Below are 14462 nucleotides of genomic sequence, written 5' to 3'. Positions count from 1 at the left end.
CCCACGAGACCCCGACCATGCGGAGTTCTTCTGCTGCCATCCGGCTGCTTTCGCTGCTGCTTTTCCTGCTGCTGGTCAGCATCATCACCTACTGGGCCATGCAGCTGCTGGCGCCCCGGGGCGCCATCGCCCCCAACGACGCCATCGGCGAAAACGGCCGTCCCCCGCTGCCCATCGCCGCGAAACTGTTCGGTGCACGCAACACGGCCACAGCCGATGCCGCCCCGCCTCCCATTAATGTGAGGGTGCTGGGCGTGCTGCAGGCCGGCCGGCGCGGCGTGGCCGTGCTGGGCGTCAACGAACGTCCGGTGGCCGCCTATGCCGTCAACCAGAAGATCGGTGATGGCTCGGTGCTGAGGGCCGTGGAAGACGACAAGGTGATCATCGAGCACCGGGGTCGCAAGATCGAATTTCCGGCACCGCAGCGCTACAGCCTGGACATCCTGTCGAGCAACGCGGGCAATTCGCGCCTGCCGCAGGGCCTGCCCGAGGGCATCGAGGCCGTGGAAGACGGCCAGGCCGATGACATGGGCATGACCAGCGACGGCACCCTGCCCGAAGATGGCGCCATGCCGGCCAGCATGGGCTACCCCGACAACCAGCCCGAACAGGAAACGGGCGGCCAGGGCGCCAGCATGATGCGCGAGCAGCTGCAGGACGAGGACGCCGGCGACCTGCCCTACGGCGGCGACGCCGACGACATGCAGAACGGCCTGCAGCCCGAGTTCCAGAACGACGAGCCACAGGACGGCACCGAGGGCAACTGGCAGGACACGAGCGCCGACCCCAACGGCCTGAGCCCCGAGGAACGCGCTGCCGCCCTCAACGCCCTGCAGCAGGCCAGCGGGCGTCCCCAGAGCGACAGCGGCCGCATGAACACCGGCTACCGCAACGGCATGAGCGACAGCGAATACCAGCTGCAGCAGAACATCACCCAGGAGCTGAACCGCTGATCCATGAAGACCTATCTCGACCTGCTCGACCACGTCCTGCACCACGGTACCCGCAAGGAAGACCGTACCGGCACCGGCACGCTGTCCGTCTTCGGCTGGCAGATGCGTTTTCCGCTCGAACAGGGCTTTCCGCTGCTCACCACCAAGAAGCTGCACACCCGCTCCATCATCCACGAACTGCTGTGGTTCCTGCAGGGCGACACCAACATCGGCTACCTGCGTGACAACGGCGTGACCATCTGGGACGAATGGGCCGACGAACTGGGCAACCTGGGGCCGATCTACGGCGCCCAGTGGCGCAGCTGGCCCACACCGGATGGCCAGTCCATCGACCAGATCAGCCGCATCATCGACGACATCCGCCGCACACCGGATTCGCGCCGGCTCATCGTGTCGGCCTGGAACGTCGGCGCCCTGCCCGACATGGCGCTACCGCCCTGCCACGCCCTCTTCCAGTTCTACGTGGCCGACGGCCGGCTCTCCTGCCAGCTCTACCAGCGCAGCGCCGACATCTTTCTGGGGGTGCCCTTCAACATCGCCTCCTACGCACTGCTGACCCACATGGTGGCGCAGCAGACCGGCCTGCAGCCCGGCGAGTTCATCTGGACCGGGGGCGACTGCCACCTGTACCTCAATCACCTGGAACAGGCCCGGCTGCAGCTGTCGCGCGCCCCCCGCACACTGCCCACGCTGCGCATCACGCGCCAGCCCGACAGCATCTTCGATTACCGCTTCGAGGATTTCGTCATCGAGGGCTACGATCCATGGCCGGGCATCAAGGCGCCCATTGCCGTCTGACGCAACGATCCTGCCCGTTTTCCTTCTTCACCGATGCCGCTGCCCCTGATCACCCTGATCGCCGCCCGCGCCCGCAATGGCGTGATCGGCCAGAACAACGCCCTGCCCTGGCACCTGCCCGAAGACCTGAAGCACTTCCGGCAGCAGACCATGGGCCATACGGTCCTGCTGGGTCGCAGGACCTGGGAATCGATCGGCCGGCCGCTGCCCGGCCGGCAGATGGTGGTGATCAGCCGCCAGCCACTGGACCTGCCCGAAGGCGTCGGCCAGGCCCGCAGCCTCGACGAGGCCATCGCCCGCCATGCTGACGAGGCTGAGGTGTTCGTGATGGGAGGCGCCCAGATCTACACGCTGGCCAGGCCCCTGGCCGGTCGCGTCCTGCTCACCGAAGTCGACCTGGCCCCCGAGGGCGATGCCTGGATGGACCTGCCCGATCCGGCCCAGTGGCAGGAAACGGCCCGCGAATCCGCCACCAGTGCGCAAGGGGTGGCATACGCCTTCGTGGAGTATCGGCGGCGCAGCGCGTAATGGGTGTCATGGGGACGCGTCATGGGCGCATGCATTGCCGCACCAGCCCCAGCCCTCGCGCTGCCAGCGTTGCGCTGTCTGGCAGAGCGGCCAGCCTCCTCTGTGCGACGCCTTGTCGCATACGGCCGGGATCGGCGCGGGGAGGCATGCGTTCATGACAGGCTCCACGCAGGGCCATGCCTGCAGCGCCGGTATGGCCCTCCATCGCCGGTATGGAAACTCATCGCAGGTACGGCCCCTGTCACCGGTATGACCCCCATCGCTGGTATGGCAAACCATGCAAGACGGTTTTGCCGGAAAGGCAACACGGCACCATCTCTTTGATTTTTTGCAAATTATGGCAATATCGGCCTGAAATCCGGCCCTTTCGCGCGCTGATTCCTGCGTATGTCGGCACGTCTTACGGGCAAACATGTTAAATTGCAACAATAAAGACACAGTAGGAAATTGGTGCAGTGCCCCCTGACCCGTCCGGCCGGACGGCGCAGGCCCGGGCGCTGGTTGCTCCCATGATCACCCGTGCTGCCCCGTTCGCGGACCCATCCATCTCCCGCCCCTGCCGTCACCCCGATGACCGGCAACGGCACGGGCATGACGGCCATCCGTCCGGCATGGGAACGGCGCAGCCTTCGGGGGTAACGACGTCCTTCCAGGGGGCGGCAGCATCCCGAGCGGCAGCATCGTCCCGGCTGACACCGCCATCCGGGCTGCCGCGGCTGCGCCGGCTGGTGCTGTCGCTGGCGCTCGGCCTGCTGGCCGCGACGGCCCAGCCAGCAGGTGCCGAAACGCTGCGCTGGTCCGCACAGTCCGAACTCACGGGGCTGGATCCGCATGCCCTGCAGCAGTCACAGGCCCAGGCCGTGCTGCAGCACGTGTACGAGGGGCTGACCCGCTATTCGCCCGACCTGCGCATCGAACCGGCGCTGGCCACCCGCTGGGAACAGGTCACGCCGCTGGCCTGGCGCTTCCATCTGCGCGAAGGCGTACGCTTTCACGACGGCAGCCCGCTGACGGCCGATGATGTCCAGTATTCGCTGGAGCGCCTGAAGGCGGCCGGCAGCACCGTGGGCGCCATGCTGGGCAACATCCGCAGCGTGCGCCGCATCAACGATCTCACCGTGGACATCATCCTCGACCGGCCGATGCCCCTGCTGCCCCGGATCCTCACCGACGCACGCATTCTCAGCCGCCGCTGGGCGCGCGAACACAAGGTCGATGCCGTTTCGGGCACCAAGCCCGATGCCGTCGGCTACACCGCACGCCACGCCAACGGCACCGGCCCCTACCGCATCGAGGATGGCTGGGCTCCCGGACAGCCCCTGCAGCTGCAGCGCCATGCCGGCTGGTGGGATACCGGCGGCTTTCCGGGCAACGCCGATACCGTCGTCTACCAGCCCGTGGCCGACGACGAGGCCCGGGTGCAGGCCCTGCTGGCCAACCGGGTGGACCTCGTCACCGATCCGGCCAGCCAGCGCGTGCCCGCGCTGAAGCGCCAGCCGGCGCTGAACATCCAGACCGACGTGGCCCAGCGCACGCTGCTGATCGGGATGGACCAGTTTTCGGATTCGCTCACCCACGGCCAGACCGGCCTGCGCAACCCGTTCAAGGACCAGCGCGTGCGTCATGCCATGTCACTGGCCATCGACACGAAGGCCCTGATGCAGATCGGCCAGGGCATGTACCGGCCAGCCGGCACCATCGTGGCCCCCGGTGTGACCGGCTGGACCCCCGAACTGGATGAGCGCCCCTCCGCCAGCATCCGCCAGGCCCGCCAGCTGATGCGCAGCGCAGGCTTTGCCCAGGGCTTCACCGTCACCCTCGACTGTCCGAACAACCGCTACGCCTACGACCAGGAACTCTGCAAGGCGCTGGTGCCCATGTGGCGTCGCATCGGCATCCGCGTGAAGGTGAACAGCATGCCGTTTGCCAGCCTGGTGCCCAAGCTGGAAACGCTCGACAGCAGCCTGTGGATGCTGGGCTGGGGCAGTCCTGATCTGGACGCCCTGCAGAACCTGGTGTCCTTGGCCTACACCCGCTCCGAGAAGGTGGACGGCGCCTACAATGCCGCCCGCATCAGCGACCCAGCCCTGGACAGACTGATCAACCAGGCCCGTACCGAGAGCGACCCCGAGGCCCGCACCCGGCTGCTCGAATCGGCGCTGGGCATCGTGAAGGAACAGTATTACTACCTGCCGCTGGCCCACGCCATGCGTGCCTGGGCCATGCGCAAACCCGTCACGCTGCTGGCCGCCCCGGGCGAGCGGCCCGACATGCGGTTCGTGAAGATTTCACCCGCAAAGGCGGCCGGTGACACGGCTTCCGGCGGGGCCGCACCGGGAGCGGCAAGGTCCGGGGCCGACAGATCCAGGGCGGGAACCAGGGCAGCAACCTCGGGAAGTGGAACATCCCGGGCTACGGCAACCAGTACGGGCCATGCCGGGCAGAAGGCCACACGGGCCAGCGGCACAAACCCTGCCAAGCGGAAGGCCGCAAGAGCCAACGGCACGAACCCTGCCGGACAGAAGGCCACCAGGACCAGCGGCACGAACCCTGTCGGGCAGAAGGCCACAAAGACCACCAGCACGAACCCTGCCGGACAGAAGGCCGCAGGGTCCACCAGCACGACCGCTGCCGGACAGCGGGCCACCCGGACCAGCAGTGCCAGAGCCAGGGCTGCCCACAGGCGTCACCGGCCGGTCAACAGCTCACCCGACGGGGTGCAGATCATTCGCCGGACGCACTGACCGGCGCGCGAAAGCAGTAGCGCACCCCCACGGCATCAGCCCCGGGCACGATGCCCGGCTTGACGATGGCCATGCGCACCCAGGGAGCATGGAAGCGCGTCGCAATGGTTTCGCACAGATGATGCGCCATGCGCTCGAGCAGCTGGAAGCGCTGCTGCGCGGCCTCATGCCGGACCAGTTCGGCCACGCCGGCGTAATCGATGGTCTGCTCGAACTGGTCGGTAAGGAAAGGGGACAGCGACGGCAGACCGACCTCCACGTCGATCAGCAGCGGCTGCGGTGCACGCCGTTCTTCGGGATAGACCCCAATGAGGGAATCGACGGACAGGCCCTTCAGGAAGATATGGGGCGATTGCTCTGACATGGCCGGGAAGGCACCTGGGCTGATCATCCTGTAGCCATCGCCTGGGCTGTACCAGTCCGGCCTGCAAGTGTTTGATAAACAAGGGAAATGGCGCCTCCGGCACGAATCGAACGTGCGACCCTCCCCTTAGGAGGGGGATGCTCTATCCACTGAGCTACGGAGGCGCAGGCGGCGATTGTACCGGAAGTGCGTGGGGCATGCCGCAACCGCGCCGAAAACGGCCCCACAAAACGGACGGGATCAACGCCCGGCAGACTGCTGCGCGCCACTGGCCGCCGGAACTGTCTCCCCGGCCGGTGCGTTCAGGCGCCCGACCGGCACCATGCGGTTCCTTTCCAGCACATCCAGTGGCAGCGCGCGGATGGCCTCGTGCAGGGCCGCCGCTTCGATGCCACCACCACTGGCCAGTGCGATCAGGCGAACACCATTGGCCAGCACGTAGCTGACTTCCACGCGGTCGGCATCCTTCCAGCGCAGCTCCGACACGCTGCGGGCGCCTTCGTGGTAGCTGCGCTCCCAGGTGGCGGCCGTTTCGCCCTCCTTGCGGCCCTGGGCACCGGTCGCCGCCGATTCGGCCAGCAGCGCACCTGCACTGGCCGGGTCGATCACCCGCAGCTCCAGCGTGAAGGCTCCCGGGCGACCATAGCTGGCATGGACCATGACCGCGCGTGACGACACACCACCCCACGGCTCCACGTCCAGCGACTGCATCGTCATGCCGAGCATCTCACGGGGGAACCAGCGGGTCAGCTCGGCCGGGGTGAGCGGCACACGCTCCTGCCCCCCGGCCACCGTGGCGGCCAGCGCCGCAGCGGCATCGCGGGCAGCCTGGGCGGCTGCGAGAGAATCATTGCTGGCCCGGGCGTTGCCGGCCTCGCGGGCCGCCTCGTCCAGATTGCGGTCGGCCTGCTGTATCCTGTCCAGCCCATGTGCGGACGGCGACGCTCCAGCGGGGTCGGCATGGCCGGCCTGGACCCGCACGTCCGGCACGGCCGCCGGCAGCAGCAGCCTGGCCCAGGTCCGGTCGGCCAGCGGCATCAGCAGGCTGCTGCAGAGCAGGTAGAGCACGACGATGATGCCGCTGAGCACCCGCGCCCGCCGGGGCGGCATCTGCAGCATCACCGGCATGCCGGTCAGCAGCAGATGCACCGACCACACCCCACCCAGCACGATCAGCAGCGGCGAAAGCGGCATCAGCAGCGGCTGCAGCACGGCCGCCACCAGCAGGCCGCTGATCGCATGGATGATCAGCGCAAAGGCCCGGCGCCGCACCGGACGCCCGCCAAACCACGGCGCGCACACCTGTGCCACCAGCGCCGCCACCGTCAGCTGCACGAAGAACACCACCCCCACCCAACCCAGCAGGGCCAGCATGCGCGGCCAGAGCCCCGGCGTCTGAAAGGGTGACGGCTCTTCGTACAGGTGCTGGCCGAGCATCACCGTACCCATGGCCAGCAGCACCAGCGGCAGCAACTGCAGCAGGTACAGGCGCCAGAGCGGCGTATCTTCCTGGTCGATGGCACGCCATGCCGCCGAGGGCGACATGAACAGTGTCAGCAACCGTCGCAATGGGTTCATCGTCAGGCGCGTGTCATGAACGCATTCGCCCCCGCGCTGGCCCCAGGGGGAAACCCTCCGGACGCGCACGGGGAAAATGACTCTCACGGGGAGAGAACTGGAAATGGCTGGGAGACAGGGGAGAGATAGAGAGAATCGGGTGCGTGTCACGGACTGGTTCGTCCCCGCACCGGTTCCATTAAAACCGGCAGCGGTGTGTCCGGTCAACAAATACAATGCATATTTTTGCGGGCGGCAGAGCCTTCCCCGGGGACGCGCTGCCCGCCTGTTGCCAGACACCAACACTGCACCTCAGTCGAGCCAAGGAAAACCGCCATGAGCATCCCCAACCAGCCCTTCCCTCCCTCGCTCCAGCTGCTGGATTCCGCCGGCATCCGCAACGATCTGCTGCCGCTGGCCCAGCGCGCCGGCCTGCTGCTGACCGAAGCCGCAGAGGACGGTACCGTGCAGACAGCCGCCACCGGTGACGCGCCAGCTGCTGCCAGCATCACGACTATCCCCACCAGTGCCGCAGCCACCCCCGCCGGTACAGTGGCAACCTCCACCAGCAGCTTCCGGGTGAAGCTGCAGTCGGTACCCGCCACCGCCGACGCACACTGGTTCGAACACGTCGCCCCCGACCACGTCCCGGTGCGCTTCCACCTCCCCCACGCGGCCGAACTGGTGGTGCTGCCCTCGCGCAGCGAAACCCAGGTCAGCCACGCCGCCGACCTGCTCGTGCAGCTGGGCCTGAGCATCACCCTGGCCCCGGCCCGTCCTGGTCTGGTCATCGACCGCGTGCGCCACGCGTACTTCAACGAGGGGCTTGCCCTGCTGGGCGAAGGGGTACCGGCCGAACAGATCGAGCAGGCGGCCCTGGACGCTGGCTACCGCGCCGGTCCGCTGGCCCTGCTGGATGAACAGGGACTGGCCACCACCGATGCGCTCTACCACCAGAGCCTGGGGGGCAATGGCTGCGGCTGCGGGCATGACCATGATCACAGCCATGAACACGAGCATGGCCATGACCACGAGCACGACCACAACCATGGGCATGGGCACGATCATGCACATCACCACGATGAGGCACACGGCCACGCGCACCATCATGAACAAGCGCACGACCAGGGGCATGCCGGCGACGAGCACAGCCACGGGCCGCACGGGCATGAAGCACATGGGCATACCCACACCGAAGGATGCGGCTGCGCCAGCCACGCACACACGCATGCAGACGCGCACGGGCACGGGCACGGGCACGGGCACGGGCACGGCCATGATGACCACGAACACGGCCACGCACATGCTCATGACCATGGACACGAGCATGCACACGGTCACGGGCATGAACATCACGGGCACGCCAGGGACCATGACCACGAGCATGAGCATGAGCATCATGAGCACGCGGAGGATCATCCACACGAACATGGACATGCACACACCCACCACCACGCGCATGACCACGCACACGGCCATACCGCCGCAGAACCCGCCTGGCCGGCCCTGACCGAAGAAGCCGCCTATGCCATGGAAAAGATGGCCCATGGCTTCCAGCGCAAGGGACGTGCCCAGGGGGCCGGCTTCTACGACTACGATGACGATGAGGAGGAAGAACCCGATCTGTGGTCCGGTCTGTCGGCCTTCGTGCGCAAGAGCCTGAAGATGCCGGCCGACGATGTGCGTGACCGGCTGCAGTACATCACATGGGCCGAGCTGCTGAACAGCCTGCAGGCGCGTGCGCTGGGCAATGCGGCGGCCGCAGCCGTTTCCGCCCGCAGCAGCGGTCTCTGGGCCGACGACCAGCCCGATCCGCTGGCCACGCTGCGCGCGCAGGATGCCGCTGTAGTCGGCAAACGCGCAACCGAGCTGGCCGAACGCTACGGCCAGCGCTTTGTACTGCCGGCCGGATGGCAGGCGCTGATCCAGTAAGCGGACCGCGCTCCCCGTATCCACCACACCGTCCCTCCGTGCCATCTCTCCGGGAACCCTCTTCCAGGGCCTTCAGGGCCTCATGAGCCCCCTCGTCCGGAAACCCTCCCGCGCTGGCAGGGCATGACAGACAGCCGGAGGGCGTCCTCATCAGCCCGTCATGCCCACGAAAAACGCCCCACTGTCACAGGGGACAGGGGGCGTTTTTCGTGGGGCCAGTCTGCCCTGCCGCGAAGGCAGGGCCGGCATCAGCGCAAGACAGGCATCAAAGCAAGGCTGGCGTCAGCGCAGGACTGACGCCATCAGATCATGCCCGGCTCAGGCGCCTTCGGCCGGCGGGTTGGCCTCTTCGATGGCCACGGCCTTCATGGACAGGCGCAGGCGGCCCTTGTCGTCGGCCTCGATGACCTTGACGCGCACGGTCTGGCCTTCCTTGACGTAGTCCTCGACCCGGTTGACGCGCTCCTGGGCGATCTGCGAGACGTGCAGCAGACCGTCGCGGCCCGGCAGCACCTGCACGATGGCACCGAATTCGAGGATCTTCAGCACGGTACCGTTGTAGACCTTGCCGATTTCGACCTCGGCGGTCAGGTCGGCAATGCGCTGCTGGGCACGGCGGGCGGCCTCGGCATCCACGGCGGCGATGGTGATCGAGCCGTCGTCCTGGATGTCGATGGTGGTACCGGTCTCTTCCGTAATGGCACGGATGGTGGCACCGCCCTTGCCGATCACGTCGCGGATCCGCTCGGGGTTGATCTTCATCTGGTACATGCGCGGCGCGAAGTCCGACAGCTCGGTGCGGGCGGCCGGGATGGCCTCCTGCATCTTGCCGAGGATGTGCATGCGGGCCTCGCGGGCCTGAGCCAGCGCCACCTGCATGATCTCGCGGGTGATGCCCTGGATCTTGATGTCCATCTGCAGCGCGGTCACGCCCTGTTCGGTACCGGCCACCTTGAAGTCCATGTCGCCCAGGTGATCTTCATCGCCCAGGATGTCGGTCAGCACGGCGAACTTGTTGCCTTCCTTGATCAGGCCCATGGCGATGCCCGCCACGTGACGCTCGACCGGCACACCGGCGTCCATCAGCGCCAGGCAGCCGCCGCAGACCGAGGCCATCGACGACGAACCGTTGGACTCGGTGATTTCCGACACCAGACGGATGGAGTAGGCGAAATCTTCCTGCGAGGGCACCAGCGGGTGGATGGCGCGCTTGGCCAGCCGGCCGTGCCCCACTTCGCGGCGCTTCGGCGTACCGATGCGGCCGGTCTCGCCCGTGGCGTACGGCGGCATGTTGTACTGCATCATGAAGCGCTCACGGTACTCGCCGGTGATTGCGTCGATGATCTGCTCGTCGCGGGCCGTACCCAGCGTGGCCACCACCAGCGCCTGCGTCTCGCCACGGGTGAACAGCGCACTGCCGTGGGCACGCGGCAGCACGCCGGTGCGGATGGAGATCGGGCGCACGGTGCGGGTGTCGCGACCATCGATGCGGGGCTCGCCCGACAGGATCTGATTGCGCACGATGCCCGACTGCAGCTCGAACAGGATGTCGCCCACATCGGTGGCGGCCGGCGGGTTTTCGTCGGCAGCCAGCTGGGCCTGCACATCGGCTTCGATGGCCTTGATGCGCTGCGAACGCTCCTGCTTGACGCGCAGTTTGTAGGCGTCACGCATGGCATCGGCCGCCAGACCGTGCACACGGTCGATGAGGGCGGTGTTCTTCTCGGGGGCCGTCCATTCCCACTCGGCCTTGCCGCCGGCTTCCACCAGCTCCTCGATGGCCTGGATGACGGTCTGCATCTGCTCGTGACCGAACACCACGGCACCCAGCATCACGTCCTCGGGCAGCTCCTGGGCCTCGGACTCGACCATCAGCACGGCCTGGTCGGTACCGGCCACCACCAGGTCCAGCTGTGATTCCTTCAGCTGCGAGGCCGACGGGTTCAGCACATACTGGCCGTCGATGTAGCCGATGCGGGCCGCGCCCACCGGGCCATTGAACGGCACGCCGGAGATGGCCAGCGCGGCCGAGGCACCGATCATGGCCGGGATGTCGGCATCGATCTCGGGGTTGCTCGACAGCACCGTCAGCACCACCTGGACCTCGTTCATGAAGCCCTCGGGGAACAGGGGGCGGATCGGACGGTCGATCAGGCGGGCGGTCAGCGTCTCCTTCTCGGTGGGACGACCCTCACGCTTGAAGAAGCCACCCGGGATACGGCCCGCGGCGTAGAACTTCTCGAAATAGTCGACCGTCAGCGGAAAGAAGGACTGGCCCGGCTTGGGCTCCTTCGCGGCCACCACAGTGGCCAGCACCATCGTGTCATCGATGGTGACCAGCACGGAGCCCGTGGCCTGGCGGGCGATCTCTCCGGTCTCCAGGGTTACCGTGTGGCTGCCCCACTGAAATGTTTTCTTGGCGATCTCGAACATCGTTTTTCCTCGCACCCCGTTGGTGCCTTTCCCATGCAAACCCGGTGGCACGGTTCACCTTCGACTCATTCCTGGTTCGGTCGCCGGACATCCGGCGACACAGGAGACTGTCTGCCTGCCATGGCTGGCGTTCCGGCGCCTGACCCGATGGCCCGAGGCCACATGGTCCGATGCCGCCGCCCTGCCACGTCCAGGCACCGCAGCCGGAAACCCCCTGCCGCAGCGCCCGCCTTTCGGGAAACAGACCGTCCCCGCAAAACAGAATGCCCGCACGAAGGCGGGCATCCGGGATGGCTTCAGCCGATCATTTGCGCAGACCCAGCCGCTCGATCAGCGTGCGGTAGGCGTCCAGATTGGTGCGCTTCAGGTAGTCGAGCAGCTTGCGCCGGCGGCTGACCATGCGCAGCAGGCCGCGACGGGAGTGGTGATCCTTGGCGTGATCCTTGAAGTGCTGGGCCAGATCGTTGATGCGGGCGGTCAGCAGCGCGACCTGCACTTCGGGAGAGCCGGTATCGTTCTCGGCGCGACGGTATTCGGAAACGACCTTTGCCTTGTCGGCAGCTTGCATTGCCATGATTGTCCCTTTTGAAAAATGGGGGTTGACCTGCGGTCCCGTCTGGCAGGGGCGGCCGGACAGGCACGCAATGAAGTTCCGAAGGAACCCGGCACCTTCCTGCCCCCAAAGAAACAGGCAAGAACGCCCTGCATGCACCTGGCCAGCACACCCGAACGGGCCGTGCCTGAAAAGCCGGAACGCCCTGCCCGCCCCCTGAACGCCCACAGGCACACAGGAAAAACGCCCCACGAAAATGCGTCATGCAGACGCCTCCGTGCAGCCGGACATGAACATCACCAGCGAGGGCGGATTATAACCACGTCCGCCCACAATCCGAAACCCGAAAAAACTGCAGCATCAGGCCCGCGGCAGCGTCACGCCCCGCTGGCCCTGGTACTTGCCCCCCCGGTCGCGGTACGACACCTGGCAGACTTCGTCGGACTCGAAGAACAGCACCTGGGCGCAGCCCTCGCCGGCGTAGATCTTGGCCGGCAGCGGCGTGGTGTTGGAGAACTCCAGCGTCACATAGCCCTCCCACTCCGGCTCGAAGGGCGTGACGTTGACGATGATGCCGCAGCGCGCGTAGGTGGACTTGCCCAGACAGATGGTGAGCACATTGCGCGGAATGCGGAAGTACTCGACCGTGCGGGCCAGCGCAAACGAGTTGGGCGGGATGATGCAGACATCGCCCACGAAGTCGACGAAGTTCTTCTCGTCGAACTGCTTGGGGTCGACGATGGTGCTGTTGATGTTGGTGAAGATCTTGAACTCGGGCGCGCAGCGGATATCGTAGCCGTAGCTGGACGTACCGTAGGAGATCACGCGGCGGCCATCGACCTGGCGGACCTGACCGGGCTCGAAGGGCTCGATCATGCCCGTCTTCTCGGCCATTTCACGGATCCAGCGGTCTGATTTGATGCTCATGGGTGTTGGCGGTGATGAAAGCCCCGTGCCTTCCCGCCACAGGTCCAGAGGAAGGTACCGCTGCCGAAAGCGAGGCGCCCTTCCCCGCGGAGCAGGAACAGCGGCCGGCAGCAGGCTAGGCATGGGCCATCGAAGTTGCAGATGTCCCAATGATATATGACGGCGCAGCCCCTGCCGGGGAGGCCGAAGACACGCCACGACACGGCCGCACGCCGCACCGGAAAGCCTCCGGCAGGCAGTGCCAGCCCCCGGGGGCGAGAGCACCGGCCCCTGGGGCGTGCCATGGACTCAGTCGTTCTTCACCACGATCGACGGGAACTTCGACGACATGTCCTTCGCCTTCTCGGCCACCTTCACCGCCACGCGGCGGGCGATCTTCCGGTATTGCTGCGCCAGATCGCCATCGGGGTCGGCCACCACCGTGGGTCTGCCGCTGTCGGCCTGCTCGCGGATGCGGATATCGAGCGGCAGTCCGCCCAGATACTCCAGCCCGTAGTCTTCGGCCATTTTCTTCCCGCCGCCCTCGCCGAAAATGTGCTCCACATGGCCGCAGTTGCTGCAGACATGCATGGCCATGTTCTCGACTACGCCCATGACCGGAATGCCCACCTTCTCGAACATCTTGTAGCCCTTGCGGGCATCGAGCAGCGCGATGTCCTGCGGCGTGGTGACGATCACCGCGCCCGTCACCGGAATGCGCTGGGACAGCGTCAGATGCACGTCGCCCGTACCCGGAGGCATGTCGATGACCAGATAGTCGAGGTCACGCCAGTTGGTCTGCCGCAGCAGCTGCTCCAGCGCCTGCACCACCAGCGGGCCACGCCAGACCATCGGCGTGTCCATGTCGATCAGAAAGCCGATGGAGCTGACCTGCACCCCGTAGTTTTCCAGCGGCTCCATCGACTTGCCATCCGGCGTCTGCGGCTTGTCGGTGATGCCGAACATCACCGGCTGTGACGGACCATAGATGTCGGCATCGAGCACGCCCACGTTGGCGCCTTCGGCGGCCAGCGCCAGCGCCAGGTTGGCCGTCATCGTGCTCTTGCCCACGCCGCCCTTGCCCGAGGCCACGGCGATGATGTTGCGCACCTGCGGCAGCAGCTTCACCCCGCCCTGCACCTGGTGCGCGATGATCTTCTGGTACACGTGGGGCGACACATTCTCCACCCCGGGAAGCTGGCGCACGGCCTTCACGACCGCATCACGGATCGGGCCGATCTGGCTCAGCGCCGGATAGCCCAGTTCCACATCCAGACTCACATAACCATCTTCCACCCGCACATTGCGGGCCGAACGGCTCGACAGCAGATCCTTGCCGGTATTGGGATCGACGACAGTAACCAGTGCCTGATTGACGGCTTCTACGGTAACACTCATGATGATTGAATCAATAAAAAGAAATGGCGTCATGCCATGGCCACCGACCCGGCCTCTGCCTCACGGGCGGAGCACCGGATCCTGAACCAGCATGCGCCAGCATGTGCAGCCGGCGGTAACCGGGCGCAGAAAACGCCCGCCGGACGATTCTCATGATGCTCGCACGCTCCCACGCCGGCCAAATTGACATTGGCCATGACACCACAGCCGGCGTCGCGACACGCCGACAGCGGCCGACCGGTGGTGGCACACGAGGCGCAGGCGCCCCGGCTCACACCAACGCTCTCGCCGGACCC

General features: G+C 66.6%; 11 protein-coding genes and 1 tRNA gene. 5 read left to right on the top strand and 7 right to left on the bottom strand.

The window, feature by feature from the left end:
• Positions 1-17: 17 nt before the first annotated feature.
• From EHV23_RS03245 to EHV23_RS03230, 4 genes are all read left to right on the top strand, one after another.
• Positions 18-953: a type II secretion system protein N gene (locus EHV23_RS03245; RefSeq protein ID WP_125094691.1), complete on the top strand. Its 936-nt coding sequence runs from the start codon at positions 18-20 to the stop codon at positions 951-953.
• Positions 954-956: 3 nt separating this feature from the next.
• Positions 957-1751 carry a thymidylate synthase gene (locus EHV23_RS03240; protein WP_125094690.1) on the top strand — a complete coding sequence of 265 codons (795 nt, stop codon included), beginning with the start codon at positions 957-959 and terminating at the stop codon, positions 1749-1751.
• 33 nt (positions 1752-1784) lie between these two features.
• Positions 1785-2279, top strand: coding sequence for a dihydrofolate reductase (locus EHV23_RS03235; RefSeq protein WP_125094689.1), 495 nt, complete (start codon positions 1785-1787; stop codon positions 2277-2279).
• A gap of 509 nt (positions 2280-2788) precedes the next feature.
• Positions 2789-5023 carry an ABC transporter substrate-binding protein gene (locus EHV23_RS03230; protein WP_125094688.1) on the top strand — a complete coding sequence of 745 codons (2235 nt, stop codon included), beginning with the start codon at positions 2789-2791 and terminating at the stop codon, positions 5021-5023.
• Here the strand turns inward: EHV23_RS03230 and EHV23_RS03225 are convergent.
• From EHV23_RS03225 to EHV23_RS03215, 3 genes are all read right to left on the bottom strand, one after another.
• Positions 5004-5387 carry a dihydroneopterin aldolase gene (locus EHV23_RS03225; RefSeq protein ID WP_238990252.1) on the bottom strand — a complete coding sequence of 128 codons (384 nt, stop codon included), beginning with the start codon at positions 5385-5387 and terminating at the stop codon, positions 5004-5006. The genes EHV23_RS03230 and EHV23_RS03225 overlap by 20 nt on opposite strands.
• A gap of 88 nt (positions 5388-5475) precedes the next feature.
• A tRNA-Arg gene (locus EHV23_RS03220) sits at positions 5476-5551 on the bottom strand.
• Between the two features lie 76 nt (positions 5552-5627).
• On the bottom strand, positions 5628-6965 hold the full coding sequence (locus tag EHV23_RS03215; RefSeq protein ID WP_125094686.1) for a Yip1 family protein: 1338 nt from the start codon (positions 6963-6965) through the stop codon (positions 5628-5630).
• Positions 6966-7280: 315 nt separating this feature from the next.
• On the opposite strand from EHV23_RS03215, the gene EHV23_RS16345 reads away from it, so the two are divergent.
• Positions 7281-8876, top strand: a complete 1596-nt coding sequence (locus EHV23_RS16345) for a 3-hydroxyacyl-CoA dehydrogenase family protein (RefSeq protein WP_125094685.1) — start codon at positions 7281-7283, stop codon at positions 8874-8876.
• 318 nt (positions 8877-9194) lie between these two features.
• Here the strand turns inward: EHV23_RS16345 and pnp are convergent, their stop codons facing one another.
• From pnp to apbC, 4 genes are all read right to left on the bottom strand, one after another.
• Entirely contained in the window at positions 9195-11309 is a 2115-nt protein-coding gene (gene pnp, locus EHV23_RS03205) for a polyribonucleotide nucleotidyltransferase (RefSeq protein WP_125094684.1), read from the bottom strand.
• Positions 11310-11613: 304 nt separating this feature from the next.
• On the bottom strand, positions 11614-11877 hold the full coding sequence (rpsO, locus tag EHV23_RS03200; protein WP_203228930.1) for a 30S ribosomal protein S15: 264 nt from the start codon (positions 11875-11877) through the stop codon (positions 11614-11616).
• Between the two features lie 345 nt (positions 11878-12222).
• Positions 12223-12789 (bottom strand): dCTP deaminase, encoded by a 567-nt coding sequence (gene dcd, locus EHV23_RS03195; RefSeq protein ID WP_125094682.1) that lies wholly within the window; start codon positions 12787-12789, stop codon positions 12223-12225.
• 288 nt (positions 12790-13077) lie between these two features.
• Positions 13078-14166, bottom strand: coding sequence for an iron-sulfur cluster carrier protein ApbC (gene apbC / locus EHV23_RS03190; RefSeq protein WP_125094681.1), 1089 nt, complete (start codon positions 14164-14166; stop codon positions 13078-13080).
• Positions 14167-14462 lie beyond the last annotated feature (296 nt).

Source organism: Lautropia dentalis (assembly GCF_003892345.1).
Lineage (GTDB): Bacteria > Pseudomonadota > Gammaproteobacteria > Burkholderiales > Burkholderiaceae_E > Lautropia > Lautropia dentalis.
The sequence above is the reverse complement of the archived record's forward strand: the minus strand, read 5'-3'. Positions and strand labels throughout refer to the sequence as shown.